This window comes from Microcoleus sp. B13-B6, from assembly GCF_036705405.1.
In the GTDB taxonomy this organism is placed as follows: domain Bacteria; phylum Cyanobacteriota; class Cyanobacteriia; order Cyanobacteriales; family Microcoleaceae; genus Microcoleus.
In genome coordinates this window covers 1-25552 of sequence record NZ_JAUBUJ010000100.1, presented here as the reverse complement: position 1 = coordinate 25552, position 25552 = coordinate 1, and the positions used below count along the sequence as shown (strand labels likewise).

The following is a 25552-nucleotide window of genomic DNA, read 5'->3' as shown; positions in this document are numbered from 1 at the left end:
AATTGGGCATCGGTAAGGGGCATCAGCGATCGGTTAAGATGTAGCAAACTTTGTCAATGAGGGTTGAAGCAAAAAATTTTATGCCCAAATTCTTTAATAGAATTTATCATAAATTGGCGGAGAGACGTTGGAAAAACTTAACTCATTCCTTCCCCTTCCCTGACTTGCAACCTCTGATTATTACCTGCATTGCCGTGACGGGAACTCTATTGGGAGTGCGGCATTTAGGCTGGTTGCAGCCATTGGAATTAAATGCTTTCGACGTGATGGTGCAGTTGCGATCAGATCCGGGTCCTGACCCCAGGTTGCTGATAGTGACAATCACAGAACAGGACATTCATGCTTTTAAGAAATGGCCAATTTCCGATGGCGTTTTAGCAAAAGCGATCGCCGAAATAGCGCGTTTTGAACCCACAGCTATTGGCATAGATATAATTCGCGACATTCCCTACGAACCGGGGAATGCAGAATTAGTAGCTCAATTGAAAAACCCCAAAGTATTTCCCATTACCTTCATCGGCAAGTCAAAGTACGATCGAGTGGCACCTCCTCCTAACATACCAGATGAGCGGGTAGCATTTAACGACTTAGTAGTCGATCCAGACGGTATAGTGCGCCGCAATTTGATTTCTGTTGGCGATGGTAAAAAAACGTTTTTTTCATTGTCCAGTACGCTAGCTTTTGCATATTTTGACAGCAAAAAAGTCCCCTATAAAACCATAGAAAACGATGTTTTCGTGGTAGATAAAACGGTATTTTCAAAACTGCGCTCTCACTCAGGAGGTTATCAGAACATTGATGCCAAAGGTTATCAAATATTGCTCGATTACCGCTCTGGGAAAAATATAGCAGAGAGCGTGACACTAACTGAAGTTTTGGATGGCAAAGTTGACCCCAAACTGGTCACAGATAAAATAGTCTTGATCGGGGTTACAGCCCCTACTGTAAAAGATATTTTTTCTACGCCTTACAGCGCTAGTAAAAACGGTAATATCCTGACCCCTGGGGTATTAATTCACGCAACGGCCACCAGCCAATTTCTCAGCGCAATTTTAGACGGCAAAGGGATATTTTGGTATTGGGACGAATGGCAAGAAATGCTGTGGCTCGCTGTTTGGAGTGCAGTGGGCGGCTGTTTAGCTTGGCGGCTAGAAGAATCGCTGAGTTTGATGGGAAGTACGATCGCAGCTTTCGGCTCATTATTCGGATTCACCTTTTTCCTATTCACTCAACAGGGATGGATACCTTTAATTGCCCCAGCCCTGGCACTTTTAATCACCGCAGGAGTCACAATCACCTATAAATACGAGCAGTCGAAGCAACAGCAAGGGATTGTGATGAAATTATTAGGACAACAAACTTCACCCGCGATCGCAAATGCCCTGTGGAAAGAGCGCGTCCATCTGCTCGAATCTGGCTTATTGCCAGGGCAAAAACTTACTGCTACCATCATACTGACCGACTTGCAAGGTTTTAGTACAATCTCCGAAAAACTACCGCCAGAAGTAGTAATGAGTTGGTTAAATGAGTATTTATCAGCAATGGCCCAAGAAGTCCAAGCACATCAAGGCGTGATTAATAAATTTACCGGAGATGGAATGCTGGCAGTATTTGGCGTACCTATTCCCCGCACCACTCCCGAAGAAATTACCGAAGATGCTCGCCTCGCCGTATCTTGCGCTCTAGCCATCAGTTCCCGCTTGCCCGAAATGAATCAAAATTGGCTCACACGCGGTTTGCCGACCGCAAAAATGCGAGTAGGAATCTTTACAGGGCCTGTGATGGTGGGTAGTCTGGGAGGCGCAACCCGTTTAGAATATGGAGTGATCGGCGACAGCGTAAATATTGCCTCTCGGCTGGAAAGCTGCGAAAAGGATCGGCAAGAGGACACTTGCCGGATATTGATTGCAGAAGAAACCTTTCTGCATCTGGCAGGGAAATTTGAAGTAGAATCTTGGGGAGCTTTACCGTTAAAAGGCAGGGAACAAAAAGTTAATGTCTACCGCATTTTGGGAATTAAAAAGTAATAAAAAGACAGAATCTCTCCCTAAAAACTCATGAAAAAGATGAAAAAAAATACTAAGTTTCTCATCCACCTGACATCAATTGCAGCGGTAGTATCGATCGCCATACTCAACATTTCCCAACTTGCCGTTTTGGGACGGCCACAAATAAACATAGAGAACGGGCCAGACAATACTCAATCGGGAGGGCCGCGCTTCGTTCCGCCCCGTGATGAAGATAATCTGTCACCAGGGGCTCCAGCGAAATCGACGCGCGGACCAGGTAAATGCGATATCGGTAAGATAAAGCTAACAGCCTTGATACCAGAAAATAAAATCGGACGGACTGTTTCGGAATATCCTCTATTCTTTTTCTACTTGCCTCAAACAGAGGCGGAATTAGCCGAATTTGTTCTGAAAGATGAAAACGGGAAGCCGATTTATCAAACAACCCTAAAAACTAACAATTCATCAGGGGTTATCGGTGTTAGTATCCCTGCAAATAAAAATGTGCCGCCTTTGCAATTAGGCAAAAAGTACCCTTGGTCTATTTCATTGATTTGCGACGCTATAGACAGATCCGCAGATGTGTTGGAAGAAGGTTTTGTGCGCCGAGTTGAACTCAGTGCAGATATCCGCAGTCAATTAGATCAGGCAGATCCGCGCCAGAAAACCTTTATTTATGCTCAGAATGGGATTTGGCAAGATGCTCTCAGCACTCTAGTTGCCGCTCGTCGCGCTAATCCTAATGATGCAGAATTAACTGCTGATTGGGAAAGCTTGCTGGATTCTGTGAAATTGGGCGAAATTGCCAAAGAGCCGATCGTTCAAATTGAGCCCCCCTCGCAGCCATAGTTTATTGCATAGCAGGGGGTGACCAGAAACCGGGTTCGATCGACGAAAAAACTTCTTTGTCGCCCGCAGATTCGCTAAAAAACCCGGTTTCTAGGAGTCGGAGTTCGCAAGTCCTGTATTGCCAGCCTTTCCTCTTCTGAAAGAGGCTACTCTTTCAAATCAATTTCAAAACTTAGAATATCGAGCGAGAGGCGACAGCGTAAATATTGCCTCTCGGTTGGAAAGCTGCGAACAGGATCGGCAAAAGGACACTTGCCCGATATTGATTGCAGAAGAAACTTTACTGCATCTGGCAGGGAAATTGGAAGTAGAATCTTGGGGAGCTTTACCGTTAAAAGACAGAGAACAAAAAGTTAATGTCTACGGCATTTTGGGAATGAAAAAAAAGTAAATAAACAGCATCTATCCCTAAACCTTCATGAAGCCAATAAAAAAAACTACTAAGTTTATCATCCACCTGACATCAATGGCAGCGGTAGTATCGATCGCCACACTCAACATTTCCCAACTTGCCGTTTTGGGACGGCCGGATCTAAACACAGGTGACGGGCCAGACGATCCTCAACCGGCAGGGCCGCGCTTCGGTGATGAACCCCCGCAAATAAACCCACCGGCCAAGCCACCCAACACTCAACCGGCAGGGCCGCGCTTCGGTGATGGACTGCAGCCTCCAAGCACAGATGGCAAGCCATCCACTGAATCGGGAGGGCCGGGCTTCAACGAGTCGCCCCCCACTCAACCGGGACGCCCTGTGCGCGGTGGCGGCTGCGCGAGCATTAGTCAGCTAGGTCTCACAGCCTTAGTGCCTAAAAATAAGATCGGACGGACTGTTTCGGACTATCCAACGTTCTTTTTCTACTTGCCTCAAACAGAGGCGCAATCAGCCGAATTTATCCTACAAGATGAAAGCGGCAAGCCGATTTATAAACAGGATGTCACAATTAGCAATTTATCAGGAGTGATCGGCGTTAGTATCCCTGCTGACAAAAATGTGCCACCCTTGGAAGTAGGCAAAAGTTACACTTGGAATTTGACAGTGATTTGCGACGCTCAAGACCGATCGAGCGATCAGATCGAAAGCGGTACTGTAGTGCGAGTTGAACTCAGTGCAGATATCCGCAGTCAATTAGAGCAGGCAGATCCGCGCCAGAAAACCTTTATTTATGCTAAAAATGGGATTTGGCAAGATGCCCTCAGCACCCTAGCTGCGGCTCGACGCGCTAATCCTAATGATGCAGAATTAACTGCTGATTGGGAAAGCTTGCTGGATTCTGTGAAATTGGGCGAAATTGCCAAAGAGCCGATCGTTCAAACTCAGCCACAGCCATAAGCTGTACTGCATATAAATTTAACTTTTTTGGTAACGTTAGAGCAACGGGCTAGAAGAGTTTTAATAAAAAGAAGTGTACAAGTTTTTAACTTGTATCAGTAACAGCCAAGATGGCTGTTCTACAATAAAAATTCTTTCTTGTGGAACGGCCATCTTGGCTGTTCCCAAAAGGCGGTATACCCCACAATAATTATTCCAAAAATCTCTTGTGGAACGGCCATCTTGGCTGTTCCCAAAAGGTGGCATTAAACCCCGCCCCCAAATATGCAGGTTAAATGTGAAACAGCTTATTACTTGTTAATTCCAAAATATCCTGCCATTCCAGATCCGAAAGTGGCTGCACCTCCAAATCAATCTCAAAACAGCGACAAGCCGCCGCACTCAAAACATCAATTACAGTGGCAATCAAATCATCTCCCCCTTCAGATAGAGGTAATTGCACAGGAATTAATTCCTCCCCAAAAACTTGAGAAAACAATTTAACATCCGGCTGCAAACGCATAGAACCATGCTGCAAAATAGCATCGCCCCTGCGTAATTGAGCGCTACCAATTAACTTGTAGCCATCAGGCGCAACTAAATCCGCACCCGTCGCAGTACCAAAACAATTCGGATTGTGAATATAACCCCTTCCAGCTTCCCCGTATTGCAAATCCAAACCCATCGCCCTCCAACCCTCAATCAAAAACTTGCAAATAGTCTGATAAGCTTTCATACGGCTGCTTCCAAATCCCGACGCCACAACGGCATAAGTTAAATCCCCTTGGTGGAGCACGGCGCGCCCGCCGCTGGGCCTCCTCACCAACTCCACAGGCATTCCCTGCCAAGACAACTGCTGCCAAAACTCCGGCCACCTGCGCTGGTGGTAGCCCAAGGAAATCGTCGCCGGTTGCCAAGTGTAAAATCGCAGAGTTGGCGGATGTTTGCCCGCTAGATGCTGTTCCAGGAGCCATTGGTCGATCGCCATCTGCACCCTACCAGACGCCGACAACAGTGGAATTAAACGCCAAACAGAATTAGCCATCAGTCGCGAGTCCTTAGTTTCTACTCAATAATTCGCAGAATGTTTTAAAATTAGTAACAGTTTTTTGGGCCTGTCTTCTAAGTTGGTGCAAGTTTCACGCCAGCCGGTGCTTTAGAAATAAATAGAAAAAATAATCGCAGAACCATGAGCAACAGTGTAATTGTCATTAACGACGAAAAATTTGAAACAGAAGTCCTGAAAGCAGAGCAACCAGTGCTTGCCTATTTTTGGGCTACTTGGTGCGGGCCTTGCAAACTGATCGCGCCTTCGATAGACTGGGTGGCGGCCAACTACAGCGATCGGCTGAAAGTGGTTAAAATGGAAATTGACCCCAATCCTAATACTGTCAAGCAGTATAAAGTAGAAGGAGTCCCAGCTCTCAGGCTGTTTAAAAATGCCGAAGTAGTGCTTTCTCACGAGGGAGCTATTACTAAACAAACTTTGGTCGGTTTGCTCGACGCTCACTTATAAAGTTTGGAAATGACTCGGGAGTTTCCAACTCCCAACTTAAGCTGTGTTGCATCTAGATTGCCTATGGTATTAGAGAGGGAGAGGGGGAGAAGAGGAGAGGGGGAGAGGATTTGATGATTGTTGATCGGGACTCGAAATATGCAATTTAAATGAACAACAGCTTACAACTATAGAAATCGCAAATATTTTTTTAACATCTCTCTTTTATCCTCCATATTCCTCTCTGGCTCTGCGCCCTCTGCGCTCTCTGCGGTTACTAAAAAAAATCCCAAAGTCAATAAAAAGGCCCTATAAAAAATAATTTAGCTCAGATAAAAACATTCCTTAAAATTCCACAAAACTATAGAAAATATGCAATTTGCTAAACGTTTAGAACCACTGCAATTTAATGTATTTGCCGATATGGATCGGGCAAAAGCTCAAGCTAGAGCAGCGGGGCAAAATGTGATTGACTTGTCTCTGGGTTCTTCGGATTTGCCGGCGGCGGCTCATATTACAGATGCGATCGCACATTCTCTGTCCGACACCAGCACCCACGGCTATTTGCTATTTAACGGCACAAGAGATTTTCGGGAAGCAGCAGCTATTTGGTACGAGCAAAAATTTGGGATTGCAGTCAATCCAGAAACAGAAGTGCTGCCGTTAATTGGTTCCCAAGAAGGCACAGCGCATATGCCTTTAGCTGTACTCAACCCTGGAGATTTTGCTTTGCTGCTCGATCCGGGCTATCCTTCCCACGCGGGCGGTGTGCATTTGGCGGGCGGTCAAATTTATCCGATGCCGATATTAGCAGAAAATGCCTTTTTGCCGATATTTGAAGATATTCCGACAGCAGTGCTTGCTCAGTCGAAGATGATGGTTTTGAGCTATCCTCACAATCCTACAACTGCGATCGCCCCGGTTGCTTTTTTTGAGAAAGCTGTCGCTTTTTGTCGAGAACATCGGCTGGTTTTAGTTCACGATTTCCCTTATGTGGATTTGGTTTTTGACGATTCCGTAGGGGCGGTGCCCCCGTGCCCGCCCTCTGGGATCGAGGAAAACCGCAAATTGATGGCACCGTCAATATTTCAGGCGGATCGAGATAAGAGTGTGGCGATCGAGTTTTTTACACTATCCAAATCCTACAGTATGGGAGGTTTTCGAGTCGGATATGCGATCGGCAATTCCGAACTAATTGCAGCGCTGCGACAGGTAAAAGCCGCAGTGGACTTCAACCAATACCGAGGGATTTTGAACGGAGCGATCTCCGCTTTAACAGGCCCTCAAGATACCGTCAGAACCAGCGTAGAAACCTTCAGAAAACGGCGGGATGCCTTTGTAAACGCGCTACAGGGCATCGGCTGGCAAGTACCCGTACCCCCTGCCACCATGTACGTCTGGGCGAAACTGCCGGAACCTTGGGCCCAAGATTCCGTGAAATTTTGCACTCAGCTAGTACAGAGTACAGGAGTCGCAGCTTCCCCCGGTGCCGGTTTCGGGAAATCAGGAGAAGGCTACGTGCGATTTGCCTTAGTCGAGTCGCCAGCAATTTTGGAAGCAGCAGTTAGAAAAATTGCTGAGTTTCTAAATTGAGTACACCCCTACGGCGAGCGCCGTAGGGACACGGCGCCGTGTCCGAGGCGTGTCAACTTAAGCTTTTAGTCCGCCAGTCCTCCAGCTCACCAGGCACTCTTCGCCAGGGAATGAATTCCACGGGGCTTATAGCTAAAGTCCTATCAAAGAGGACTCAAAAACTCATTAGTCGTCTTCAGACGACTTTAGCTTTGAGGCAGGGGTTTCAACCCCTGTCGGACTATCGGTTGCACGTTAAGTTGACACCTATGGGCACGGCGCTTTCCCTACAGGGGTTAAAACCCCTGCGGGACTGGGGTTTTGACGTTTTTGGGCACACGATGAAGGGCACCCCGTCTAAGTGCTTACCCGTAGCTCAAGAGGGATGCAATTGCTAAAATAGTGTGATTTCTACCTAAAGGACTAGATATTTGCACGCAGTATCTGTCAGAATCTTTTTTAAGAAATGTTAACGTGAGACATCTTGGGAATTACCAGTTCCGCTCACCCACTCTAAAAATCCTTGAAGTGAATTCTGTCGGGGTAGCGATTGTTCCGTAGCGGCGATCGCACACCCGAAAAAGACCACACTGCCCAAAATAGCAATCAGCGGAAAAGGCTTACCCAGCCCAAAGTCCCGCTGAAGCCGAGCTAACGGCCTGCTCTCGCGCCTGAGCATCTTTCCTACCGTCAGTTGTTTGAGACTAAAAGGATCGCGCACAAAATGACCGCTCCAGCTAATTACCATATGAGAATGGCAGTGGGGACAAGTGAATAGTCCACTGACCATCCCGACTGGGCCTACGACGCTGGAACGGTTGCAGATCGGGCAAGTGACAGAATGAGTGTTATAGGTGGGAGCGTTCATAACTGTTTTTCTTGAGTAAAAAAAACTAACAAGTAATTGGTAGCCTGTGTTAACGCTTAAGGTATAGACCTTGAGAGGCACTTTTCCTTAATTCCTAGTTTACCGCTCCAATCGGGTCGATCGGAGCTCAATGCTTGGGAAAACCTTCAAATTGCCAATCCCGCAGCGAGTGCAAGTCTGGAGCACAGGTGAGATTATATTGCAAGGGAGTTACGGTTATTCTGTTGTCGCGAATAGCTTGTACGTCTGTAGGAATATCATGCGGCACCGCCGAATCGGCGATTTCTTCTACATCTTCTAACAATTCGCCAGCCAGCCAATAATAAGTTTTGCCGCGCGGATCAGTGCGCTTTTGAAATATGTCGAAATAGCGGCGAATGCCTTGACGGGCGATCGCAACTCCGGTAATTTCTGCTTGTGTGACTGCCGGTATGTTGACATTCAACAGCATCGGTTTGGCCATTGGCTGTTTTTCCAACTGTGCCAGCAAGGTGACAGCGAAATCCACCGCCGGCCCAAATTCCTGCGAAGTAAAGCTCGCGAGGCTGAAAGCAATGCTGGGAATACCTTCCATAATTCCTTCCATTGCTGCCGAAACCGTACCCGAACAGATGATATCCGTGCCTAAATTGGGCCCGTGGTTGATACCGGAAAGAACAAAATCCGGCGGTTTGTCAAGTAAAGCCCACAAAGCAAGTTTCACGCAGTCGGCGGGAGTACCCGAACAGGCCCAAGCTTGGACTCCTGGCTCAAAAATAGATTCGACAATTTCGGCGCGGATGGGTTGGTGCAAGGTAAGGCCGTGGCCGGTAGCGGAGCGCTCTCTGTCGGGACAAACTACACTCACATCGTGGCCAGCGGCGGCGAGAGCGTTGGCGAGGCTGCGGATGCCTTGTGCAAAGATGCCGTCGTCGTTGCTAATTAAAAGTTTCATTGAAATTTTTATAGGCCTTATAACAATCTTAAACTAGATTCAACTAGGGCGATCGCTCTAACATCGAATTACTTATTAAAAATTCTCCGTAACTGCCGAAAATCTAAAATCTAAAATCTAAAATCTAAAATCAACAAGGCTGTAGAGCCAAAATTGCGCTAAACTCAACTTGGCCCAAAACTGCCATCAATCTAAAATCTAAAATCTAAAATCTAAAATCAACAAGGCTGTAGAGCCAAAATTGCGCTAAACTCAACTTGGCCCAAAACTGCCATCAATCTAAAATCTAAAATCTAAAATCTAAAATCTAAAATCAACAAGGCTGTAGAGCCAAAATTGCGCTAAACTCAACTTAGCCCAAAACTGCCATCAATCTAAAATCTAAAATCTAAAATCTAAAATCAAAATGACTGTCCAGCTAAGCGACATTGAAACTCAACTAGAAGCCCTCGGTCAAGAGTCCAAAAGTGCGATCGCCAGTGCCAATACCCTCGAACAACTCGAACAGTTGCGCCTCGGCTACCTCGGCAAAAAAGGCCAACTCTCTCAAATTTTAGGCATGATGGGCAAACTGTCGCCAGACCAGCGGCCCAAAGTAGGTGCGATCGCCAATACAGTCAAAGAAGCCCTGCAAGCCGACTTAGAAGACAAGCGCGCCGCCCTCCAAACCGCCCAAATCCAAGCCAAATTAGCCTCAGAAACCATCGATGTCACCATGCCGGGGATTTGCCGCCCCCAAGGCCGCGTTCACCCCTTAAACGCCGTCATAGACCGCGCTCTCGATATCTTTGTCGGCCTCGGATACACCGTCGCCAACGGCCCGGAAATGGAAACTGATTATTACAACTTCGAGGCGCTGAACACCCCGCCAGACCACCCGGCGCGGGATATGCAAGATACATTTTACCTACCAGGCGGCGACTTGCTGCGGACTCAGACATCATCAGTGCAAATTCGCTACATGGAACAGCACAAACCGCCGATTCGGATTGTCTCTCCCGGCCGCGTTTACCGCCGCGATACTGTCGATGCTACTCACGCAGCAGTCTTCCACCAAATTGAGCTTTTAGCAATTGATGAAGGTCTGACATTTACGGACTTGAAAGGCACAATTAAAGAGTTTTTGCGGCAAATGTTCGGGCAAGATTTGCCGATTCGTTTCCGCACGAGTTACTTTCCGTTTACAGAACCTTCTGCTGAAGTTGATTTGCAGTGGAACGGCAAATGGCTGGAAGTTTTGGGCTGCGGAACGGTCGATCCGAATGTTCTTAAAGGAGTGGGTTTAGACCCAGAAAAATATACTGGGTTTGCGGCCGGTTTTGGGGTCGAGCGGTTCGCAATGGTACTTTATGAAATCGACGACATTCGCAGGGTTTATGCTAGCGACTTGCGCTTTTTGCGGCAATTTTAAAGCATGGTTGGGGGTCGTTTCTACAAACCCTCTAGAGATTTTGTTTAAGCTACATCAATTTTGCAGTTTCAAGTAAGCAGACAAGAGCGACAAAACCATAAGATATGGTGGGCGGGTGAGTGCAAGTAACTCTTGCTATCCGACATCTTTCAGGTCAAAACCCGCCCCCTCACATCAGTTTATTCATGCCGGCTTAAATAAGTAGACAAGGGATTTGCACTTACCTACTTATTTATTTTCTAATTGCTAAAAACATCCTTGATGCTGTCAACAGCGCGCTCTACAGCATTCTTGGTATTATCTACTGCTTCCTGAGTCCGAGCTGAATCTTCCGATGCTCTTTTCTCAATTGTGGCTGCATCTTTCTTAGCTTTGCGCTCTACGACACTACCATCCTCCGATGCTCGATCGACTTTAGCAGCATTTGTCTTGGCAGTTTCCTTAACTTTATCTTCTGTATCTCGGATGAAGTTCTTGGCTCGTCCAGCATCTTTGCTGGCTTTTTCTTGCACCGTATCGCCCGCATCTGCTGCTGCGATCGAGTTTACAGCAGGAAATGCCATTGCTGCGGTGTTCGAGAAGAACGCACCAGACCACACGAAGGCCATCGCTGACACGCAAAGCACAGTTGCAGCCATCCAGCGCCCGACAGTCGAAAGCAGTTGCGTAAAAGAATTCAGTTTCATACAATACACAATCAGATATGACATTCTATTTCTACTCGATCAGAGCGATCGGCTGAACCGTTCTCTAGAGAGAGGTTATCCGCCAACCAACGGTTAAAAAATTTCCCTCTTTTGATAGATGGACGCAAGGAATGTCAGTCAATTTTAGATTTTAGATTTTAGATTTTAGATTTTAGATTTGACTCCCCAGCCACCATTTGGAATCTTGAACTTTGGTGAGTAGATTGTAGATTTTAGATTAAAGATTAAACAATTGATATCAAATCTGTTAGGTTCGGAATTATTCATAAATCTCTTATTACCTGCGTAAATGGGCGTCAATCCCTTGTCATCTGCGGTTCGAGAAATTTTCTTTTTTTTGACCGTAGATGAGGGCCGATAAACACAGATTAACGCAGATGAGTTCACAACCGGAGCGCAGAGCCGCGCGATTAAGTAGGTAGGCGGGAAAAATTATCTTTATGCAACTAAGGAGCGTGGATTAAATAACTTCGTAGGTTGGGCGGAGTGGAACGAACCCTCCGTTTCACTCCGCCCAAAATTTTCGCTACAATTTTCCACGGGCCCAAGCGTAAGCTGCTACGCATCTAAATTGAATACAGAGACGGGCTCTCCTGCCCGTCCCACAAGAATTGTAGAAAAATTGACTGTCAAATTAGAGGCACAACAGCTTATTGATACATATTTTGCCACTCATCTACTTATTTAGGAATAGGTTGTTCCCGAAATTGTGCGGGGGATATCAACATATCATACTTATAATGACTAATCACAATTTAGTAAAAAAGTCAATACAGTTTCATCAATTCCCTTTAGTTTCAAAGGCTTATATTTAACAATGCGATTTTCCTCAACATAATCTGCAACCGCCGCCGAAATTAGCACCGTGTTTGGTTCCGTCACCTCTTGCAAGCGGGCGGCAATATTCACGCTCGGCCCGATCGCAGTATAATCCGATCGATCGGGGCCGCCAAACATCCCCACCACCGCAGTACCCTGGTGAATTCCGCAGCGAAACCGCACCGGAGGGACGCCATTTTCCCCAACAATTCCCTGCTCCAACCAGCCCTTGTTAAGCTCCTTGAGAGCTCCCAGCATTTGCCCCGCAGCAGCCACAGCGCGGCGTACTTGCTCATTAGGCGTTAATTCCTCCGGCGCGCCAAAGAAAGCCATTACCGCATCTCCAACAAACTTGTCCACCGTACCGCCACTGTCAAAAATAGCCTTAGTCATCGCCGCCAAATATTCATTCAACAGCTCAGCTACCCGGCGCGATCGCAGCGTATTTGCCATTTGAGTAAAACCGACAATATCGCTAAACAAAATAGTAATCAATCGCGGTTCCGGGCGCAAATCCAAGGCCAAATCTCCAGCCGCTGCAGCCTTCACCATCGCCGGCGGCAAAAATCGGCGCAGCACCGACTCAGTTAAATAACTGTTCAACTGCTGCACTCGGCGCTCGTTTTGTTTGAGGGCGATCAAATTCCGCACTTCCGCCAACAATTCTCGATCGTTAAAAGGCTTGGACAAATAAGCATCCGCACCCCGTTCTACTCCTTCAATTCGAGTATCTTCGTCGGCTTTAGCAGTCAGCAAAATTGCCGGAGTTCCCTGCAATTCCTCATCTTCTCGAATCATCTTAATCAAATCCAAGCCTGAAATCAAAGGCATCATCAAATCAGTTATAATTAAATTAGGGCGACGTTTTTTAGCCACGGCAAATCCTTCTTCTCCGTTGCGGGCGAGCAAAACTGCAAAGCCGGAATCTCGCAGAATGGCCGAGACATAAAAGCGCAAATCTGGATTGTCGTCCACCACCAAAACCGTTCCCACTGCTGTTTCTGATCTGACAGGTTGGATCGGCTCAAAGTTATGATTTTCGGCCTCATTTTCCGACAAATCCGCTTCCACATCGGCCAGTTCCACCGCAGCTTTCGATGAGTGAAACTCCGCAGGTATTTCTAGTACCTGTTCCGGGGGCAAGTGAGTCGAACCAAAGTGCAGCCAAACGGTAAAAGTAGTACCTTCGCCGTAAACTGACTCAACTGAAATTTGACCGCCGTGGAGTTCGACTAATTCTTTGACAAGTGCCAAACCTAAACCGCTGCCTTCGTAGGAACGACTAGCTGAACCTTCGGCTTGGTGAAAGCGCTCGAATAAATAGGGAATTTGTTCGGTGCGAATGCCGATCCCCGTGTCTTTTACTTGCAACAAGCAGTGAGCGCCCGCTGATTCAACTTTCAGGGTGATAGTTCCGCCTTCTGGGGTGAATTTAACAGCATTTGATAGCAGGTTGTAAATAACTTTGTCAAATCTTTCCAAGTCCAAATAAAGTAAAGGACATTCTTGCAGTTGGGTAATTAAGTGCAGTCCTTTTTTCTCGCAGTAGGCGCGGAACGACTCTGCGGTAGAGTAACAGAAACCGACTAAATCGCAGGGGCGGAAACTCGGCTGCATCCGTCCGGCATCGAGCCGCTGCAAGTCCAGCAGTTGATTTACCAAGCGCAGGAGGCGGCGGGAATTACGCAAAGCGATTACGGCTTGTTCGTAGGGTAAGTCTTCTTTACGCCTGCAAGCTGATTCCAGAGGGCCGATAGTTAGAGTTAGAGGGGTGCGGAACTCGTGGGAGATATTTTGGAAAAATTCGGTTTTGAGCCGATCGGCTTCCAGAAGCCGTTCTGCCTGCTGTCTGGTAGTCTGGTAGAGGCGCGACTGCTGCACGGCTAGAGCAGCTTGAGTTGCGACTATTTGGGCCAGGTCAATATCTGAGATGTTCCAGCGGCGGATGCTGTGATTTTGGCGCAGCGAAATGCTGCCGATGATTTTGCCTTCTGAGAGCAAGGGAACGACTAACAGGGCGCGGGCTGGCGATCGCACTTGCAGTTCTGTAACATTTAACTCGGGGTGTTCGTCGAGATCTTCGATCGCCACCGGTTCTTTTGATACCATAACTTGCAACAACAGCGGATTGCCCCGAATCGGCACCAAAGACTGTGGCAAAGAAGGATGGGCAAAAACCCAGGCGCGAGTGTTAGCAGCAGCATCACCAGAAGCCGTGTCGTAGCCCAGAGAGTTCGCAACTATCTCTGGATTGTCAATAAAACCCTGTTCTACAGCCACGGTATCCCTATCTGTGTCGTATAGCCCCACGCATTGGACGTATTCATCATCTTCTGTCCACAGAGATAGGGCGCAGCCGTCAACTTGCAAAGCTTGGCCGAGTTGTTGAGTAATGGCTGCAAAAATATTTTGGGGATCGAGACTCGATCGAATTGCCGTAGTAATAGTATTGACTAAGGCCTCGCGCTTTGCCAGCGCCCGCACCTGTTCGTAAGCCCGGGCTTGAGAAAGCGCCAAAGCCGCTTGGTCTGCCACGGTAATTACCAACTGTACCTCGTGGTCTTGCCACTGACGCCGTCGATCAAACTGGTGCAGCGCCAAGACTGCCATCAGTTCGATTTTGTAAAATAGCGGTACGATCAAGCTCGATCGAATATTCGCAGCTTCGTAAGCCTGCTTTCGCTGTTGATTATCCCAGTTTAAAACTCGATCGTCAGTTTGGGCATCTTGAATCACCTCCACATCCAGAGTTTCCCAAACCAAATCCGGCAGCAAATCCGGGGAGAGTTCGGCCGCAGAAGCATCTGGGGGCGTGACTTCCTCATCGCCCCCCAACCCTTTAGTTTCTGCCTTCTGGTAAACGAACCACTCATCGGCCACCCGGCCGTCTTGGAACGGCCGCAGCAGACAGCAACTCACCTCAAACATCTGCCCGACACTTTCCACAATTCTTTGCAGCATTTGCTGGTAATTGGGAGCCGATCGGATAGTATTGGTAACGGCATAAAGCAGCGATTCTTGGCTCAAAGCACGGCGCAGTTCATTGGTGCGCGTTTTCAGAAGATTGTGAGTCTCAACAGCTTGACTGACAAGATTTATCAGCTCTTGAGCATCCCAAGGCTTGGTAACGTATTTGAATACTTTGCCAGCGTTAATAGCTTCAACTAAATCTTCAACATCCGTATAGCCAGTTAAAATAATTCGGATCACGTCGGGGTACTGAGCCGCCGTCAAGCTGAGAAACTCCGTACCGCTCATTTTTGGCATTCGCTGGTCGGAGATAATCACTGCTACTTCTCCCTCTTTTGCCAAAATTTCGAGAGCAGCGGGGCCAGATTCGGCTCTGAGCACTTTGTAGTCTCGATGAAAGGTGCGGTAAAGCAAGTCGAGGTTATCCGGTTCGTCATCGACGATCAGAATTTTTAGCTTAGGATTTTCTTGGGAATTCATGCACCGTTCTCCTGTGCCCCGGGGCTGTGCGATTTAATAAGTCTGATCAAAGGAAGAATTCGCCGATTTAAATTGCTGAAGTCATACCATTTTCGATTTTCGATTTTCGATTTTCGATTGCGAATGACTGATGACATAAGGATTGGTATTTTGCCTAGAGTGCCATTATTTTGGGAAAATGGTATCACAATCATTCGTGGATATGAAGTTGTTGTGAGTAGGCCGAGGCAAGCATCAACCTTGATTTTTGATGTCTGGGTTTTCAATTCGGAATTCTTCTGAGCCACAGTTATCTGTCGTGCACCCCAATTTTATTATTTAATGATATTCATATAAACTCGTCTCCCGATAAGTTTTTTTCACCCCTTACCTTTATGCAGCAGGAGAGCAAACACACATCTGGCCCTTTTAACGGGAGCATCTCAATGAAAGCAGCCCAGCTAGAAATTGGAGTTTTGAGGCAGGAGTTTTGAGGGAGGAGGCAGGAGGGAAGAGGAAGAAGGAAGGAGCCAGAAGAAGTGTTTTTACAAATATGAGATGCTCCCATTTTAACTGCCGTCTCGATATCTCCGAATACATAGGAATAACCGTCCTGATTGTGAGTTGATTGGCCAAATTTATGTTTGCTCCTGGCTCCTGGGAATATTTTATTTGGTATGTGAAAGCTGCCCGCAGCAAGATACAATAGACAACCAACATCTTCCCCTGTGTTTTTTTCCCACAAGTAACAGCAACTTTAACAGTCAGCCAAGGATAGCGACCACCATCCGGCGCCGAGCCCCTGACTGATATTCGGGGGTGGCCCACAGACCACAGAGGTGTCTGTGGGAGTGACGCAATTGCTGTACCATTTTAGTTAGACTTGCACTTTTTTCCCGATCTCGGCATTTTTTGTGCCTCCTGCAGACCAACGCCCAAGCCAATTACTGCGGCGAAACACCGCAAGATCGAGCATCCATCTGTTAATCTTAGCTAGGGATGTACTCTGTGGAAACCGATCGGTCGATTTTAGATTTTAGATTTTAGATTTTAGATTTACTCCACAGATGAATCGGGGAGCTTGAACTAGGGTCTAAAATTTTGATCTGTCCCCGACGAGTGTCGGTGGCTGGTATCGGTTTTTGGGCCGGGTGAATCAGCTCGATCGAGGTTTTGAAGGTTAGCCCCCAGTAACTAATTTGCTTACTTTTACTAACGTATGCTACTATTGGCTACATGGCATACGTCCCACTCAGAAAAGCGGTTGAATTTCTGGGCTTGCATCCACACACCCTAAGAAAATATGCAGATGAAGGGAAAATCAAAAGCATCAAAAACGAAGCAGGGCAACGACTCTACGATGTCGAGTCCTACCAGCGTGGTGCAACTAGAACTACCTTTATTTGCTACTGTCGCGTCAGTTCTCCCAAGCAGCGAGACGACCTCGCTCGACAAGTTGACGACCTGCGACAGCAATACCCCAACGCCGAAATCATCCAAGATATCGGGTCGGGGCTTAATTTTAAACGGAAAGGACTGCAAGCCCTACTGGTCAGATTTATGCGCGGCGAACAGCTCACGGTTGTTGTTGCCTGTCGTGACAGATTGTGCAGGTTCGGATTTGAACTATTCGAGTTTATGGCCGGGCAAAACGGTGGACAAATCTTGGTTCTCGACCGAACTGTTTACTGCCCAGAAACCGAACTCACAAGCGATCTTCTTGCCATCCTTCACGTCTTCAGTTGCAGAATGCACGGACTCAGGAGTTACAGCAAGAAAATCAAGGAAGATCCGGCTATTCCTAAATCCTGAACAGAAAGTGCTGCTCAAACAGTGGTTTGGGGTGAGTCGTTTTGTTTACAACACGACTATCAAATACCTGCAAGAACCAGGCACAAAAGCTAGCTGGATGACAATCAAAACTGGAATACTCAACAGTTTGCCAGAATGGGCAAAGCCTGTACCTTTCCAAATCAAATCGATTGCCATCAAAGACGCTTGCTCAACTGTCAAAGCAGCTAAGCAGGGTTTCAAGAAAGACGGGCAAATCCGTAAATGCAAATTTCGCAGTAGAAAAGACACCAAGCAATCTATCTATGTGCCGAAGTCAGCCATAAAAGAATGCGGCGTCTATCATTCGATTCTAGGCAAGTGTCAATTGACAGAATCCTTGCCTGCAAATTTCAGTGATGGTAGGTTGACTCTCGCTTATGGTGAGTATTACATAGTTGTCTCTGAAGAAGTGCCACAAGTCAAGACCGATAAACAAGGTCGGCTGGTTGCCTTAGATCCCGGTGTCCGCACGTTCATGACATTTTTCTCTGAAGATTCTTACGGCTGGTTAGGAAAAGATTCTAATTTGCACATCCAGAAATTGTGTTTTCGGTTGGACAAATTGGTGTCAAAAATCCCTAAATCTCCTAGTCGGCAAAAAAGAAGATTTAAGAAAGCAGCCAGCAGGCTTCGTTGCAAAATCAAGAATTTGGTCAAAGAGTTACATCACAAAATAGCTAAGTTTTTAGTCTATAATTTTGATGTGATTGTGCTGCCAACTTTTGAAAGTTCTCAAATGGTGTCTAAGTCGCGCCGTAAGTTGAGAAACAAAACGGTGCGACAAATGCTAAGCCTAAGCCATTACGAGTTCAAAACTTTTCTTAAATGGAAAGCTTGGGAAAAGTCTAAACTTGTGATTGATTGCAACGAAGCTTACACGTCGAAAACTGTGTCGTGGACTGGCGAAATTGTCAAAAATCTAGGTGGCGCTAGGACTATTACGTCCGCAGCTACTGGGTTGAAGATGGATCGGGATCTAAATGGTGCTCGCGGGATTTTGCTGCGGGCATTGGTTGACACGCCTTTGTTGAGAGATTCTCTTAACTTATATATTTGTTAGCATTTGTTAGCAAAAAAGTGTCGGTCTCACTCGCGCGCAGCAGAGTATCGAACCGACGGGGCCAACCCCTGGAGACTGTTTCCAGGCATCCAAATTTAAATTGGACGTTGGAAAAGTACCCAGTAGCTCAACAGGCAAGATCGGTTCGATCGGGGACGGGCGATGGATAGCCCAGAACTGCTGAAAGCTGGGGTGCCAAGCCGGGGGGCGGCGGGGAACATCCGACGCGCGATCGAGCCCGGTGTTAGTATGGTCAGTCGTTGAGTTTTTCAACTACCGCTTGACGGATAAATTATATTCGATCGGGTATTTCCCTAAGCAGAGAGCGGTAGGATTCCGGGAACCTGACGTTAAAACCTTTGTAATTGTTTTTAATACCTTGCCCGCTAAGCTGTCGCGCATTTAATTTGTAAGCTACTGTTTACTTAAACTCTTGTGATGCCGGCCGAAAGCCAGGGATCAAGCTTCAATTTAAAGGGCAAATAGCTTATCCACAAATCTACTATTAGGGGATGAGTTCTATTTTTTCATAACTAGAATATTAAATGCTAAAAATTTTCCATTTACCTCAAATACTACTTAAAGTCAACACAAAAATATGTAATTTAATCTGGCTAATAAACTATGCCTATAAGTTACGTTATAAGATCAGTATAACATCAGTGATTATTCTAAGAGGGTAGCTTAGAAACCCGCGTAAAAAAAATCATATAGTGGCCTGGCATTGTGAATCCTTCATTTTTTTCCTCACCATCTCACCAACAACAAACTCCTGGACTTTCTGGTTTTTCGATCCGGGTGGCTGCGCCCAACGACTTAACGCAGCTAGCTGATATTTTAGCCATGAGCTTTCACTCCCGCGAGGGGTTTGTAGAATGGGTGTATCCAGTGTTGCGTTTGGGCATTTACGAAGATTTAAAAAATCGACTGCGTTCTAAGGCAGAACATTACATTTGTCTGGTTGCTGAGCTAGTCTCGCGCGAGGAGGGAACGCAGAATTATCGATCGCACCGAGCTCAGCGCATAACAGGAACAGTAGAAATGGCTCTACGTTCTCGCTTTCCTTGGCAAATCCCTAATTCTGACTATCCTTATTTGTCGAATTTAGCCGTTCACCCGGAGTACCGGCGGCAGGGGGTTGCTCAACAATTGCTCAGCAACTGCGAGGAGACAGCCAAAGAATGGGGATTTTCTGAGATTTACCTCCACGTTCTGGAAAATAATCACCCAGCGCGACAGTTGTACTATCAAGCCGGCTATCGCTTGCAACAGGTGGATTGGAATTGGACTGGTTGGCTGTTCGGCCAGCCGCGCCGCCTGTTTTTACGCAAACAGATTTCGCTCTCCTAAGCTAAGTATTTGAATTGATCGTGGGGAATTGGGGCTTCGCCAAGAAAAAGGAAAAAATAGCTCTTCTTTCCTTCTATTGTGAATCAATGGAATGGGAATGGGGAATTATTGATGAATTTTAGTTTGCTCTTAAGCCCGATCGCACAACCCACTAAAATTAGTTTGATCGAGCGTAAGGATTCAGGTCTTTGATTGGGGAATAAGAGAAGGCATCAAAAAGTCACAAGAATGGGCAGATATAGCATCACGGAAAAAAGCCATTGCGCTTTTACCCTGAAACCGACAAGTCTGAATCACAGATAACAAATCAGCGGTTTGTTCAAACCGAGACATTGACCGGGAACCCCCAGATACCTTACGTTTAGTCACAGCTAATCTCAGAGAACGTTCTGCTAAATTATTATCAGGAGGAATGTCGGGATGGTCTAAAAAGTACCACCATTGATCTGCTTTCTCACGTAACGAGCGCAGTAACAGTCCAGCAGCATGACCAACATGACCTTGCCAAGTATTTAACAATTCTGCCAATCTCGTCTTAAAGTCCCTCGCCCAAGTCTGATAATCAATCTCTTGGGGGTGTTCCCGCCCTAGGCGATGTTGTCGAAATGCCTCATCAATTAATTCCAAAAATGCAGAAGCGACGACAGTGTTGTTACCGTGGCCCATTTGCAGAACTTTCTTAAAATGTCGCCGTAGATGGGCTAAACATTTTTGTTGCGCTCCCACAATCACACCGTTATATACGCTAAAATCATCGGAACTCAACACAGAGCGCAAATTCATGCCCCAGCATTGTCTCTAATTCGGCTCTACTGCGAGTGTCTGCGGCATGAAACAGGCAAAAATCTTGACCTGTGGCTGTCGGTCAACCATTCTTTGACTCCCTTCACACACCGGGGGTGTTTCATCCACATGGACGTTGCCTTGTAATGGTACCCATTTCCATAAAGCTTCAACGGCGGGTTTGACAGCATCAGCTACCCGCGCATTTGTCGCTTGTCCTGGACCTATCCCTAGGTCGATTCCACCTAGTTCGCGCAGGAACTCTTGTTGTTTTTCATAGGATAGGTGTCCATAATTACCCAACCAGCTTAATAATGCTTGTAGGTCAATACTTAAGTCAAGTCAAGGAACTATCCCGGATGCTGGTGCACCCATCACCATTGCTCCGCATTCATTGCATTGACATTTGACTCGTTGATATTCTACCACTTCAATTGGTAAGGCTGGCTTTACACGCTACCTGCTGCTTGCTATAACCAATCGGATCACTTAATTCTCTACTACCACAATGCTCACAAGATTCAGGAGTGCTGATTTGATATCTATCTACTCGCCCAAACCCTTTTCGGGTTTTGCCGATATGTCCCGGCTGTCCTCCTGCTTTGCGTTTTGGTTGGGACTGTGACTCTGACTCTGACTCTTTTGAGTTGTCAAAAGCGGCTGTCTCTGATTTCTGTATCAGATCGCTCGATGGTGGTTTTGATGATGTTTTACTATTACTGGGCTGTCTCTCTTGGAGCTTTTCGAGCTTTTGTTGTAATTTTTCAATCAGCTTCTGTTGGGTGAGCACAATTTTGACCAGCTCCTGGTGGCTCAACTGGTCAACCATTTCTAATTTTAGTGCTGCTGATAACTCTGACTTTTCGCTCATCTGACTACATTACCATATTGTTCGGCTCTCTGCGGAACTATTTTTACCTGAATCCTTACGATCGAGCGATTAAAAGGGCGGGTTTTTGAGATTGTCAATTATTGGCAGATATTTTTCGTGAACCCGCCCCTACCGTATTAGGCGTAATCGACCGGACATGATATTATATCAAATGCGGTAGCCTCGTCGGGCGTAAAATCCCGTCAATAATCACGGACGCTGCAACAGGAATTAATCGAATTAATCTGCGTTAATCTGTGTTTATCTGCCCACATCTGCGGTTTTTTTTAAAAAAATCTCGAACCGCAGATGACAAGGGATTGACGCAGATTCACGCCGATAATAAGAGATTTATGAATAATCCCGATGCTAACAGATTTAATATTATACCAAATCAGGCTTGAATACACCTTTATTTTTTAGCATTTGAGAGAGGAACAAAAGGCAACTTTGACATACTCCCCAGCTATCAAGGCGAGGGGATTCTAAACCCGGACTAAAATAAATAGTCTCCCAAGTTTAGGCTTAGCACTTCATTGTCCGATACTACCGAAGTAGTTTTACTCAAACTCTGTGCTCGTTTAGAGTCGTGGCGATACCCCATCCCGACTTTTTCTATATTTTTAGCGGCGTTCAAATCTCGATCGTGTTTAGCTCCGCAGTTTAAGCACAGGATTGAGCGCACAGAGAGGTCTAGTTTTCCCCATCTAAACCCGCACTCTGAGCAAGTTTGAGAGGTCGGCTCCCAGCGAGAAATTACTTTAAATTCTCTGCCGTATTTCTCAGACTTGCCCTCACAAAGCGTCCTAAATTCTCCCCATCCTTGCTGACTTATTGCCCTTGACAATCTCCGATTTTTAACCAGACCTGCTACGTTCAAATCTTCTAGGATAATGGTTTGGTTTTCACTCACCAACTTAGTAGATAGTTTGTGCAGAAAATCCTTTCGACTATCAGCAATCTGGTTGTGTAGCTTGGCAATTTTAAGCCTAGTTTTATCCCGAGGTTTTGAGGTCTGGACTTGACGGGATAGCTGGCGCTGTAGTCTGCGAATTTTACGATCTAGCACTTTGTAGCTTGGACTTTGTGCGGTTGTACCATCACTCATTGCAGCGAAGGTTTTTATGCCCAAATCTACACCGATGCTTTGGTTTTTAGCCTCGGTCTGGATGGGGGAAACTTCTACAACAAAGCTTAGAGAATATCGGTTTGTACAGTCCTTGATTATCGTAACAGAGCTAGGATTGGATGGTAATTTTCTAGACCAAACGGGAAATACGTCCCCTATTTTTGCCAGATAAACCTCATTACCTCTCAATACAAAACCGTTGCGCGTTAACCTGGCCGATTGGCTGTTTGTCTTTTTCTTGAACTTAGGATAGCCGACTTTTTTTCCTTTTCTTTTTCCTGTGCAGGACTTGAAGAAATTGCTAAACGCCGCCTCTAAATCTGAGACAGATTGTTGTAAAGGAATAGCTGAAACTTCTCCCAACCATTCTCTTTCTGGTGTCTTTTTAGCTAAAGTTAAAACTAATTTTTGCAATTCGGCAGAACTAGGTTTTCTGTCTGACTGTTTGCAAAGTCTTAGAGCATCATTCCAGACTACCCGCACACAGCCAAACAATTTAGCTAAGCTAATTTTTTGTTCAATTGTCGGATAGAATCTGTATTGATACCGCCCTTTCATTTCCCCTCCTTTGTGTTCTTAATTTACTATACCATAGTATACTAAGCAATAAGCAATCAGGAAGATTGGGAAATTAATTTCAAGGCGGTTGAAACCGCGCCCGACTTCATCCCCATATCTGAAGCTAGGGGCTTTCGTCTCGTTCTTCCGGTAAGAACGATGTCAAGGGCAGAGTGCTACAAAGTTTTTAACCCGGATTGAGTATTGTGAGGAACGCCACAGAAGTTCGGATCTGCTGTGGCGTTTTGTTCGCCAGAACAGGAGACTTTCGCCGCCAATTCTAGAGCTCAGAGAGATTTGGTAGGAAATCCGAGGAGCCGATCGCCCCGTTAACCCCAACCAGATTAGCTAAAACCCGATCGGTTCCTGCTACGCGCAGCAACGTACCGTTCGGAGTGGCGCTAAATTGCAACTGCTGGAAACTCAGCCCGTCGCTCAAAACAAACTTATCGACGGCTACCTCGAAGTTAATGACAGTATCAGTGCCGCCATCAGCACTCAACACATATCGATCGAACCCAATACCTCCAATCAAAGTATCCTCGCCCAAGTCGCCAAACAGCCAGTCATCTCCAGCGCCCCCATTGAGAAGGTCGTTATCTTTACCACCAATCAGAGTATCGCTGCCAGCATCTCCGTTGATAGTATCTTGGCCTTCATTGCCGTAGAGCAAGTCATCGCCGTCACCGCCGTTGATGCAGTCTTGCTGGTCGTTTGCGCCCACCGAGACAGCCCGGTTATCAGCACGATCGCCATAAATGGTATCGTTGCCCTCGCCACCGCAGAGTTCATCGCTACCGTAACCGCCGTAAATCAAGTCGTCACCCAGATCTCCGTGTATGAGGTCGTTAGCTTTGCCGGCGTAAATCAAGTCGTTATCTTCACCGCCACTGATGGTATCGTCACCCTCATCGCCGAACAGCACATCAGCACCGATGCCACCAAAAAGCAAGTCTTGGCCACCAACATCTTGAACTCGACTTCGAGCACCGCCGTACATGGTATCGTCGCCGCTGTCGCCGACAAGGGTATCAGAGCCGAGTTCGCCCCAAGTCAGGTCATTATCTTTGCCACCCCAAACACAATCATTGCCTTTACCTGCTTGCACGGTATCATTACCGTGGCCGCCGCCGATGATGTCGTTGCCGCTGTCGCTAAAGATTAAGTCTTGTTCGCCGAGATCCCCGATGGACTGGGAACTGCCACTGTCGCCGAGCAGAGTATCGGCTCCTTCGCCGCCGTAGAGGGTATCGGAGCCTAATTGACCGTAGAGCAGGTCATTGCCTTTGCCTCCGTAAGCGGGATCGTTATCTTTGCCTGCAACCAGCGTATCGTTGTCTTGTTGGCCGTTGAGGAAGTCGTTACCGAAGCCTCCGTACAGCAAGTCGCGTCCCTCGGAGTCGGTGGCCCTTTGGTCGGGGATGCCCCCAAACAAGCTGTCGGAGCCGATGCCACCAAACAAGGTATCGTTCGCGAGTTCGCCCCAAATTAGGTCATTTTCTTTACCTCCAAGGGCAATATCGCCACCTTTGCCGGTATGGATGATATCGTCGCCCTCGTTGCCATTAATCAGGTCTGCACCGTTGCCTCCAAAGAGCAAATCGCGAGCCTCGTCAGGACTCTGGGAGTTGTTCTGCCCGTTGTCTCCCAAAATCGTATCGGCACCTAGATCTCCAAACAGAGTGTCAGAGTCTAAGTCGCCGGCAACCCAGTCATTCTGTTTGCCTCCGTAAACACTATCGTTGCCCTCGCCTCCGTCAACAATATCGGTGTCAATGCCACCAAAAACCCTGTCATTGTCTTCGTTGCCGTAAATTTCGTCCGCGCCGTCTTCACCTAAAAGCAGGTCGTTGCCTCCAAAACCGACGATTTTTTGGTTGCCTTTGGTGTCTGCGATGAAGCCATCGCCGTCGGTTCCTTTGGTGGTTTGTCCCTCGGAAAATTGTGAAATAGGCCGGACAAATCCAACTGCAGGTGGTTGCTGCGGGGGCGCAAAGTTAATTCCCGGTTTTTCCATAATGGGCCCACACAAACAGTCGGTATCTGTTTCCCCGATCGGATTTGAGACTATGGGCGATGCCGGCGTTGGTGTGGGAGTAGACGCCCCCGACCGCAAGATAGCCACGACAGTAGCGACAGCGGGACTGGTGGCACCGCTGTTGTCTGTGGCGCTGTAGGTGAAATTGGTTCCTGTAAAGTTGCCAGTTGTGAAGAAAAATAGTTGCTGCAACTGTGCGGGAGTGAGGACTTGACCTGCTGTGACTGGTACACCACCGTTGGCCGGATCTCCTAAATACAGGACGGCTTGATCTGCTGGAGGCAGGGTGTTGATGGTGTAAGAGACGATCGACCCGTCGGGGTCGCTTCCTCCCAATCCTGTGACTAACTGGCTGCTATTGGGGGCGAGGCTGGAGTTGGCATTGTTGGCTAATGGCGGTTGGTTGTCAGTTGGAAGTATGGCCGCGACAGTAGCGGTAGCGGGACTGGTGGCGCCGCTGTTGTCTGTGGCGCTGTAGGTGAAATTGGCTCCTGTAAAGTTGCCTGTGGCTTGCAAAAATAGTTGCTG

16 protein-coding genes and 2 pseudogenes are annotated in these 25552 nt (G+C 47.0%); 10 read left to right on the top strand and 8 right to left on the bottom strand.

All coding sequences use genetic code 11. From position 1 onward, the window contains the following. Positions 1-80: 80 nt before the first annotated feature. The 4 genes from QUB35_RS31525 to QUB35_RS31510 all read left to right on the top strand — a co-directional run bounded on the left by QUB35_RS31525 (position 81) and on the right by QUB35_RS31510 (position 4188). Positions 81-2027 (top strand): adenylate/guanylate cyclase domain-containing protein, encoded by a 1947-nt coding sequence (locus QUB35_RS31525; RefSeq protein WP_333145706.1) that lies wholly within the window; start codon positions 81-83, stop codon positions 2025-2027. Between the two features lie 30 nt (positions 2028-2057). After that, the gene (locus tag QUB35_RS31520) at positions 2058-2858 is read left to right on the top strand and encodes a DUF928 domain-containing protein (protein WP_333145703.1); all 801 of its coding nucleotides are present in this window, start codon (positions 2058-2060) and stop codon (positions 2856-2858) included. A gap of 118 nt (positions 2859-2976) precedes the next feature. Beyond that, on the top strand, positions 2977-3249 hold the full coding sequence (locus tag QUB35_RS31515) for a hypothetical protein (RefSeq protein ID WP_333145700.1): 273 nt from the start codon (positions 2977-2979) through the stop codon (positions 3247-3249). Between the two features lie 27 nt (positions 3250-3276). Then, complete coding sequence (locus QUB35_RS31510) at positions 3277-4188, top strand: DUF928 domain-containing protein (protein ID WP_333145698.1); 912 nt, start codon at positions 3277-3279, stop codon at positions 4186-4188. Positions 4189-4459: 271 nt separating this feature from the next. On the opposite strand, the gene QUB35_RS31505 is transcribed toward QUB35_RS31510, so the two are convergent. Next, positions 4460-5212, bottom strand: coding sequence for a biotin/lipoate A/B protein ligase family protein (locus tag QUB35_RS31505; protein WP_333145695.1), 753 nt, complete (start codon positions 5210-5212; stop codon positions 4460-4462). A gap of 144 nt (positions 5213-5356) precedes the next feature. On the opposite strand from QUB35_RS31505, the gene QUB35_RS31500 reads away from it, so the two are divergent. Continuing rightward, positions 5357-5683, top strand: a complete 327-nt coding sequence (locus QUB35_RS31500; RefSeq protein ID WP_190740071.1) for a thioredoxin domain-containing protein — start codon at positions 5357-5359, stop codon at positions 5681-5683. A 351-nt stretch (positions 5684-6034) separates the two neighbouring features. Then, positions 6035-7255, top strand: a complete 1221-nt coding sequence (locus tag QUB35_RS31495) for an LL-diaminopimelate aminotransferase (RefSeq protein WP_333145692.1) — start codon at positions 6035-6037, stop codon at positions 7253-7255. Between the two features lie 448 nt (positions 7256-7703). Here QUB35_RS31495 and QUB35_RS31490 read toward each other — a convergent pair whose 3' ends face one another. Beyond that, positions 7704-8102, bottom strand: coding sequence for a hypothetical protein (locus QUB35_RS31490; protein ID WP_333145690.1), 399 nt, complete (start codon positions 8100-8102; stop codon positions 7704-7706). Positions 8103-8229: 127 nt separating this feature from the next. After that, entirely contained in the window at positions 8230-9036 is an 807-nt protein-coding gene (surE, locus tag QUB35_RS31485; protein WP_333145688.1) for a 5'/3'-nucleotidase SurE, read from the bottom strand. A gap of 406 nt (positions 9037-9442) precedes the next feature. Here surE and pheS point away from each other — a divergent pair, with 406 nt between their 5' ends. Continuing rightward, the gene (gene pheS / locus QUB35_RS31480; RefSeq protein ID WP_333145686.1) at positions 9443-10447 is read left to right on the top strand and encodes a phenylalanine--tRNA ligase subunit alpha; all 1005 of its coding nucleotides are present in this window, start codon (positions 9443-9445) and stop codon (positions 10445-10447) included. A 239-nt stretch (positions 10448-10686) separates the two neighbouring features. Here pheS and QUB35_RS31475 read toward each other — a convergent pair whose 3' ends face one another. Together QUB35_RS31475 and QUB35_RS31470 are read right to left on the bottom strand one after the other, a co-directional pair. Beyond that, positions 10687-11133 carry a hypothetical protein gene (locus tag QUB35_RS31475; protein ID WP_333145683.1) on the bottom strand — a complete coding sequence of 149 codons (447 nt, stop codon included), beginning with the start codon at positions 11131-11133 and terminating at the stop codon, positions 10687-10689. Positions 11134-11898: 765 nt separating this feature from the next. After that, positions 11899-15423, bottom strand: a complete 3525-nt coding sequence (locus tag QUB35_RS31470; RefSeq protein ID WP_333145681.1) for a response regulator — start codon at positions 15421-15423, stop codon at positions 11899-11901. Between the two features lie 1215 nt (positions 15424-16638). Here QUB35_RS31470 and QUB35_RS31465 point away from each other — a divergent pair. The 3 genes from QUB35_RS31465 to QUB35_RS31455 all read left to right on the top strand — a co-directional run bounded on the left by QUB35_RS31465 (position 16639) and on the right by QUB35_RS31455 (position 19645). Then, positions 16639-17214 (top strand): IS607 family transposase, encoded by a 576-nt coding sequence (locus tag QUB35_RS31465; RefSeq protein ID WP_333145679.1) that lies wholly within the window; start codon positions 16639-16641, stop codon positions 17212-17214. 7 nt (positions 17215-17221) lie between these two features. Further along, complete coding sequence (locus tag QUB35_RS31460) at positions 17222-18295, top strand: transposase (protein ID WP_333145676.1); 1074 nt, start codon at positions 17222-17224, stop codon at positions 18293-18295. Positions 18296-19021: 726 nt separating this feature from the next. Next, a complete protein-coding gene (locus QUB35_RS31455; RefSeq protein WP_333145675.1) occupies positions 19022-19645 on the top strand; it encodes a GNAT family N-acetyltransferase in 624 nt (207 codons plus the stop codon). 180 nt (positions 19646-19825) lie between these two features. Here the strand turns inward: QUB35_RS31455 and tnpC are convergent. The 3 genes and pseudogenes from tnpC to QUB35_RS31435 form a co-directional block, all read right to left on the bottom strand. Next, positions 19826-21299 (bottom strand): annotated as a pseudogene (gene tnpC / locus QUB35_RS39290) (IS66 family transposase). A 496-nt stretch (positions 21300-21795) separates the two neighbouring features. Further along, positions 21796-22986: a transposase gene (locus QUB35_RS31440; RefSeq protein ID WP_333145671.1), complete on the bottom strand. Its 1191-nt coding sequence runs from the start codon at positions 22984-22986 to the stop codon at positions 21796-21798. A 280-nt stretch (positions 22987-23266) separates the two neighbouring features. Further along, positions 23267-25552: pseudogene (locus QUB35_RS31435) on the bottom strand (DUF4347 domain-containing protein); the annotation flags it as partial.